This window comes from Ramlibacter sp. (assembly GCF_028291745.1).
Taxonomy (GTDB): Bacteria; Pseudomonadota; Gammaproteobacteria; order Burkholderiales; family Burkholderiaceae_C; genus Ramlibacter.
In genome coordinates this window covers 68821-75637 of record NZ_JAQGNQ010000009.1, presented here as the reverse complement: position 1 = coordinate 75637, position 6817 = coordinate 68821, and the positions used below count along the sequence as shown (strand labels likewise).

The window sequence follows — 6817 nt, the reverse complement described above, 5'->3', positions numbered from 1 at the left end:
CGGCATATTCGAGGGGCGGCATGCTTGATGCATAACGGTGCATATGGACAGCTGCGGCGCGGCTGGCGCGCCGGGGCAAGAGCCCTCGCACCGAGGCCGCCGCAACTGCCGGAACATTGATCGAGATCAGGGGAAACGCCATGAGCCAGACCGCTTCTTGCCAGTTCCAGCTGCGCTTCCAGTCGCTCTTCGACAGCGGCCGCGGCTTTGCCTTCCCTTGCGATCCAGCGGGTCACGTCGACCTGGACCACATGAGCGAGCGGGCACGCAACAACTACTTCTACGCCCGGGCGATGGTGGGCCGCGAGCTGGCCATGCCCGAGGTCGAGGCCGCCGTTCATTGAGCGAGGGGCGGGGCGGGCGCGGCACGGGGGCCGCGTGCGCCACCTCGCTGCAGGGGGCATGCGGGTGCAACGTATGATTCCGGCCTGCAACCGCTCAAGGGACAGCCATGACGTACCCCAATACCCAGCTCTTCATCAATGGCCAGTGGCAGGACGCCGCCGACGGCCGTACCCTGGCGGTGTTCAATCCCGCCACCGGCAAGGAAATCGGGCGCGTCGCCCACGCCGGCAAGGCCGACCTCGACCGTGCGCTCGAAGCCGCCCAGAAAGGCTTCGAAACCTGGCGCGACATGACGGCCGCCGACCGCAGCAAGATCATGCGCAAGGCCGCCGGCCTGATGCGCGAGCGGGCCGCCGAGATCGCGCCGCTGCTGACCCAGGAACAGGGCAAGCCGCTCGCCGAAGCCAAGGGCGAAGCGATGGCCGCCGCCGACATCATCGAGTGGTTTGCCGAAGAAGGCTTCCGGGTCTACGGCCGGATCGTGCCCTCGCGCTGGAATCTCTCGGTGCGCCAGATGGTGATCAAGGACCCGGTCGGTCCGGTCGCGGCCTTCACGCCCTGGAACTTCCCGATCAACCAGGTGGTGCGCAAGGTCGGCGCCGCTCTGGCGGCGGGTTGCTCGATGCTGGTCAAGGCCCCCGAGGAAACGCCGGCCGCCGCCGCCGCGCTGATCCGCGCCTTCGCCGATGCGGGCCTGCCGCCCGGCGTGCTGGGTCTGGTCTACGGCAACCCGGCCGAGATCTCCAGCTATCTGATCCCGCACCCCGTGATCCGCAAGATCACCTTCACCGGCTCGACGCCGGTGGGCAAGCAGCTGGCGGCGATGGCTGGCCAGCACATGAAGCGCGTGACGATGGAGCTGGGCGGCCACGCGCCGGTGATCGTCTGCGAGGACGCCGACATTGCGCTGGCGGTGAAGTCGGCGGGCGCGGCCAAGTTCCGCAACGCGGGGCAGGTCTGCATCGCGCCCACCCGCTTCCTGGTGCACGAGAGCGTGAAGAACGAGTTCGCGCAGGCCATGGTCAAGTACGTGTCCGGCCTGAAGGTGGGTGACGGCCTGGCCGAAGGCACGCAGATGGGCCCCCTGGCCAACCCGCGCCGCCTGACCGCGATGGCGGAATTCCACCAGGACGCCGTGAGCAAGGGCGCGCAGGTGCTGGCCGGTGGCAAGCGCATCGGCGATGCCGGCAACTTCTGGGAACCGACCGTGCTGGCCGACGTGCCGCTCGATGCCAAGATCTTCAACGACGAGCCGTTCGGCCCGGTGGCTGCGCTGCGCAGCTTCACGGACCTGAACGAAGCGATCAAGGAAGCCAACCGGCTCTCCTTCGGCCTGGCCGGCTATGCGTTCACCAAGTCCCTGAAGAACGCCGACCTGCTGACGCGCCGCGTCGAAGTCGGCATGCTGTGGGTCAACATGCCCGCCATGCCCAGCGCCGAAATGCCCTTCGGCGGCATCAAGGACTCGGGCTATGGCTCCGAGGGCGGGCCGGAGGCGCTGGAGGCGTATCTGAACGCGCGCTCGGTGGCGGTGGCGAACGTCTGATCGTGCCTTGCTCCCTCTCCCCGGCGGGGAGAGGGCTGGGGTGAGGGGCCGCGGCACCGGCCGGGCTTCTTTCTTTCTGCTTCAAATACATGTCATCCCGGGCTTGATCCGGGATCCACGCTGCGCTCGTGCGAAGGCCGCCGTGGATTGCGGGTCAAGGCCGCAATGACGTGTTCCTGCCGGGCCTACTTCACCACCAGCGCTCCGTACTCCTTCTCATGCCGCGCGATGTACCCCGCGATGTAGCTGCATTGCGGGATGGCTTTCAGCCCGCGCGTGCGCACGTCGTCGAGCGCATAGGCGGCCAGGCGTGCGGCCAGGCCCTGGCCTTCGCGTTCGGGGACGACTTCGGTGTGGGTGAAGCGCACGGCGTCGCCCTCGCGCGCGTAGTCGGCGTGGGCGGCGAGCTCGCCGTCCACCATCAGTTCATAGCGCGATTGCGCTTCGTTGTGCCTGAGATCGGGGCTCGCGCCCGCAGTCTGTTGTTGCTGCTGTTTCATCGCTCCATGGTGCCACGCGCAGGCGCGGATCGGGGACGGCCCGCGGCTCAGCCGGCAACGCCAGGCGCTTGCGTCGCACCATCACCCGCTCTCACGACTTGCGGCGCTGCATCCGCTTGGTCAGGTCGGTCACCGTCGCGAACTCGTCGCTGATTTCGGAGGCCAGCTTGTTGCCTGGCACCCAATCCTGCGCGATGCCCAGCGGCAGCAGGCGGGCCGCGAGTTCCGCACTGCGCGCCGCCTTCTGCAGGGCCGGCAGCAGCGCACGCGTCACCTCCGGCGGCACGCCGGACGGAGCGAGCCAGGCAAACCACACGCCCAGCAGGTCCTGCCGATACCCGAGCCGCGTCAGCGTGGTCACCGTGGGCAGCTTCGGGAAAGGATGCGAGATGGCCAGCGCCGCGAGCGTGCCGCTGTTCAGGTGCGAACTCACGGCGCCCAGGGCGACGATCGCCGCTTCCACCTGGCCGCCGATCAGGTCGGTCACGGCCGGCGCCGCGCCCTTGTACGGGATCGAGGGCAGTTCCATGCCGATCTGCGCATTGACCACCTGCACGCTCAGGTCGCCGGCCGAGCCGGGCCCGGCATTGCCGATGCGAACGCCATGCGGATGCTTCTTCGCGTAGGCGACCAGGTCGCGGAAGCTGTTGAACGGGGCGTCCTGCCGCACCACCAGCACCGACGGCGTGCGCGTGGTGATCGCCAGCGGCTCCAGCTCGCGCAGCGGATCGTACGAGGCGGCGGTGGGTTCCAGCACGCGGCGCACGGTCAGCGGGCTGTTCTGCGTGAACAGCAGCGTGTAGCCGTCCTTTTTGGCGCCTATCACCTGCTGCACGCCCAGCGCGCCACCCGCGCCGGGACGGTTGGAGACCACCACCGGCACGCCCAGATCGTGCGACAGCTCCGCGCACATCACGCGCGCGGTGGTGTCGCCGCCATCGCCCGCCGCCAGCGGCACGACGACGGTGACGGTGCCCTTGGGCCAGGCGCTCTCGGCCAGCGTGGCGAAAGGCGCGGCGGCCAGCAGCGCGACACAGTTCCTGCGGTTCATCATGGTCTGTCCTTTACTCCCGGAGCCACTACAGCGGGATCACCATCAGCGTCTCCACCAGGCGGGAGTCCAGCTTGAAATGACGGCGCGCGAACCGCGGCTCGGCGCCCCTCACGTCGACCACATCTTCGCACTGCCCGGCGGCGAACAGCTTCATGTCGCCGTCGAGGTCCATGGTACGCACGACCACGAAGTTGGACCGCACCTGCAACCCGCTGTCGACGTCGCCGCCGACGATCTGCACGCCCGAGACCAGATGCCGGTAATGCTGCGGCTCGTAGATGTTGGCCAGCCGCATGGACCGGATGCGGTCGCGCAGCTGCGCCGGCGAATGCGCGTCCATCAAGGCGTGCGGCAGCTTGCGGTCGGCGTTGAAGCGGGATTGGACCGTGTAGCGGCCTTCGGGCGCGAGCAGCGCGCAGATGTCCTCGACGCGGTTCTCGTCGATGGCGCGGGCCCATTCGAAGACCAGGTTCTCGACGCCGCGGAAATGTTGTGCATGCAACAAAGGCATTGTCAGATCTCCATGTCTTCGCGGTACGCATGCCAGAAGTTGCGGATCGCGCGCTCGGAGAGCTTGCTGTTGCCGCCGCTCTCCAGCGTGCTGCCGCCCATGCGGATGTACGACTCGCCTTCGGCGCCGTCACCGACGGCGCGCCTGATCATCTCGCAGACCGCCGCATCCTCCACCGACACCATGCCGGCGGAGCCGGCCAGGTTCATCTGCACGAGACGCATGCGCTCGGTCTCGGCGTCGTCGTCGGCGAAGCCGAAATAGGTCCACACCAGGTCGCATCGCCCCGGCCCCTTGGGCAGCAGCTGGCGGGTGGCCAGGCTGTTGGCGATCTGGTGCAGCACGAAGGAGGGATAGGTGCTGAGGATCTGCACGCTGATGCCGTCGCCGAACTCGTCGCGCCATTTCAGGATGGAGGGGTCCTCCAGCATCAGGCCCTCGTTGTGCGAGCGCAGGGCCGAGGCCGTCTCCTTGTAGTCGGCCGAAGCTTTTTCGGTGCCGGCCTTGGTATAGAAGTACACGTGCCGGCCCGACGCATCGAGCACCATGCCCGACTCCTGCGACTGGCGCGACAGCCCGAAGGTGCCGTAGAAGGTGTGCAGGATGTTCGCGTGGTACGAGTCGCGCGGGTTCTCGTGGTATGCCTTCCAGTTGGCGTGGATGCGTTGCGTGTCGTAGCCCAGCACCTTCAGCGGCTTGCGGCACACGCGCCTGATGCCGTCGGCCACGTCGCCCAGCCACTCCTCCAGCGGCGGCGTGTCGGCGCGGAAGGTGGCGAACACCACGCCGGCGATGGAAGCCACGCGCAATTTCTGCAGCCCGTGATCGGCCAGCTCGAAGTCCTTCGGCAGCCCGCCTTCGCCGCGCAGCCCGTTGCGGAAGGCCACGAAGGTGAGGTCGCCCTTCAGGTTGTAGTTCCAGGAGTGATAGACGCAGTGCAGCTTCTCGGCCTGGCCGAAAGCCTCGCGGCAGATCATGTTGCCGCGGTGGGCGCAGCGATTGAGCATCGCATGCAGCGAGCCGTCCTCGGCGCGCGTGAGCAGCACGTTGGCCTCGCCGATGTAGGTGTTCTTGTAGCAGCCCGCATCAGGCACTTCGGCTTCCAGGCCGAGGTAGTGCCACGACTTGCCGCGAAAGATCGCCTGCTGCTCGCGGGCGTAGACGGCGGGGTCGCTGTAGACCCAGTACGGTGCGCTGGTGAAGCCGCCTTGCGGCCACGGGCGGCGGATCGCGCCGGCAGGGATCTCCTGCTGCGCGGGAGCGGAGGAAAGAGGGCAGTCCATGGGGGCGCAGTGTGCGCCCTGGCGCGCGGGCGGCCAACCGGCCATTGCGCGCAGGCCGCGGCCCGGCGCACGATCGCCTTCAAGGCTTGATCGGCGTGTCCTTGTCCAGGTCCCGCCGATGCCCCGCACCGCCCTGGTTGCCGGCATCGCCGCCGCGCAGCAACAAGGTCACCAGCACGGCGGCTTCGCTGCGCGCGCGCAGCGAGTGCGGCTCCCTGGGCGGCAGCACGATCACATTGCCCGGGCGCAGCCTGCGCACGCCCAGGCCCATCACCACCTCCACTTCGCCTTCGAGGCAGTGGATGGTGCATTCGTCGTCGACGTGATGCTGCGGCTGGTCCTGGTGCGGCGCCAGCACCAGGTGCAGCAGCTGGAGGCGGTCGGTCTTGATCAGGCTGGTGCTGACCTGGCCCTGGAGCTCCTCGCCCAGCGGGCCCACGTTGATCACGTCCAGGTGTTTGGCATGCGGCAGCGCCATGGTGTTCCTCGCGTTCTTCTGCCCTTTATCTTCGGCGCGGCGCGCGGCCGCGCTTGTAGGACGGCTGCGCGGCCGCCCCCCAGCCTCTCAATCCGCGTGGATGTTGTTGGCCCGCGCCACCCCGGTCCACAGCGGGATCTCGCTGGCGATCACCCGCGCGAATTCCTCCGGGCTGCTGCCGGCCGGCTCGATCGCCAGCCCCGCCATGCGCGCCCGCACATCCGGCAGCTTGACGATGCGCTGCACTTCGGCCGCGATCCGGTCCACCACGGAGCGCGGCGTGCCGGCCGGCGCGAGCAGCCCGCTCCAGAGCTGGATGATCAGGTCCACGCCTTGCTCGGCCATCGTCGGCACATCGGGCAGGGCGGCGATGCGCTGCGGCGAGGTGACGGCCAGCCCCTTCATCAGTCCGCCCTTGATGGCGCCGACGGCCGGGCCCGAGTCGACCAGCGTCATCGTGAGCTGCCCCGCGGCGACCCCGTTGACCGACTCCATGCTGCCCTTGTACGGGATGTGCTCGGCACGGATGCCGGTCTTGCTCTTGAGCAGTTCGGTCGCGAGCTGGAACGATGCCGAGCTCGCGCCGTAATTCGACTGCTCCACGTGCGCCCGCGTGTACGCCGCGAGCTCCGCCACGTTGCGAAAGGGCGCGTTCGCCGCCACCGACAGCACCAGCGGAAAGGTGCCGACGATCGAGACCGGCACCAGGTCTTTCACCGGGTTGTACGGCAGCTTGCGGTACAGCGCGGGATTGAAGACGATCGGCCCGCTGGCTCCCATCAGCAAGGTGTAGCCGTCGGGCGCGGCATTGGCCACCGCGACGCTGCCGATGATCGCCCCGGTGCTGGGTTTGTTCTCGACCACCACGTCGCGCCCGAACCCCTCCTGCATCTTCTGCGCGAGGATGCGCGCCAGGATGTCGTTGGCGCCGCCGGGGGCGTAGCCGACGATGATGTGGATGGGACGCGAGGGGTAGGGGGCGCCTGTCGCTTGCGAGAACGCCGGCAGCGCAAGCGCGGCGCAGATGGCGGCCAAGAAGAGGCGAAGGAACTGCGGGCGGGGCATGGGTCTCCTGCTGGAGGGGAGCTGGGGTCGCTGCG

The 6817-nt window shown here is 68.6% G+C and carries 8 protein-coding genes; 2 read left to right on the top strand and 6 right to left on the bottom strand.

The genetic code is table 11. The features are described from left to right. Positions 1–140 precede the first annotated feature (140 nt). On the top strand, positions 141–344 hold the full coding sequence (locus JWP60_RS01350; protein ID WP_299785623.1) for a hypothetical protein: 204 nt from the start codon (positions 141–143) through the stop codon (positions 342–344). Between the two features lie 107 nt (positions 345–451). Next, positions 452–1891 (top strand): NAD-dependent succinate-semialdehyde dehydrogenase, encoded by a 1440-nt coding sequence (locus tag JWP60_RS01345; protein ID WP_299785621.1) that lies wholly within the window; start codon positions 452–454, stop codon positions 1889–1891. Positions 1892–2076: 185 nt separating this feature from the next. Here the strand turns inward: JWP60_RS01345 and JWP60_RS01340 are convergent, their stop codons facing one another. From JWP60_RS01340 to JWP60_RS01315, 6 genes are all read right to left on the bottom strand, one after another. Then, positions 2077–2391: a GNAT family N-acetyltransferase gene (locus JWP60_RS01340; protein WP_299785619.1), complete on the bottom strand. Its 315-nt coding sequence runs from the start codon at positions 2389–2391 to the stop codon at positions 2077–2079. Between the two features lie 91 nt (positions 2392–2482). Beyond that, the gene (locus JWP60_RS01335) at positions 2483–3445 is read right to left on the bottom strand and encodes a tripartite tricarboxylate transporter substrate binding protein (RefSeq protein ID WP_299785617.1); all 963 of its coding nucleotides are present in this window, start codon (positions 3443–3445) and stop codon (positions 2483–2485) included. Between the two features lie 25 nt (positions 3446–3470). Continuing rightward, a complete protein-coding gene (locus JWP60_RS01330; protein WP_299785615.1) occupies positions 3471–3947 on the bottom strand; it encodes an aromatic-ring-hydroxylating dioxygenase subunit beta in 477 nt (158 codons plus the stop codon). Positions 3948–3958: 11 nt separating this feature from the next. Beyond that, the gene (locus JWP60_RS01325; protein ID WP_299785613.1) at positions 3959–5239 is read right to left on the bottom strand and encodes an SRPBCC family protein; all 1281 of its coding nucleotides are present in this window, start codon (positions 5237–5239) and stop codon (positions 3959–3961) included. Positions 5240–5318: 79 nt separating this feature from the next. Next, positions 5319–5717, bottom strand: coding sequence for a cupin domain-containing protein (locus tag JWP60_RS01320; RefSeq protein WP_299785611.1), 399 nt, complete (start codon positions 5715–5717; stop codon positions 5319–5321). An 87-nt stretch (positions 5718–5804) separates the two neighbouring features. Continuing rightward, complete coding sequence (locus JWP60_RS01315) at positions 5805–6782, bottom strand: tripartite tricarboxylate transporter substrate-binding protein (protein WP_299785609.1); 978 nt, start codon at positions 6780–6782, stop codon at positions 5805–5807. Between the last annotated feature and the right edge of the window lie 35 nt (positions 6783–6817).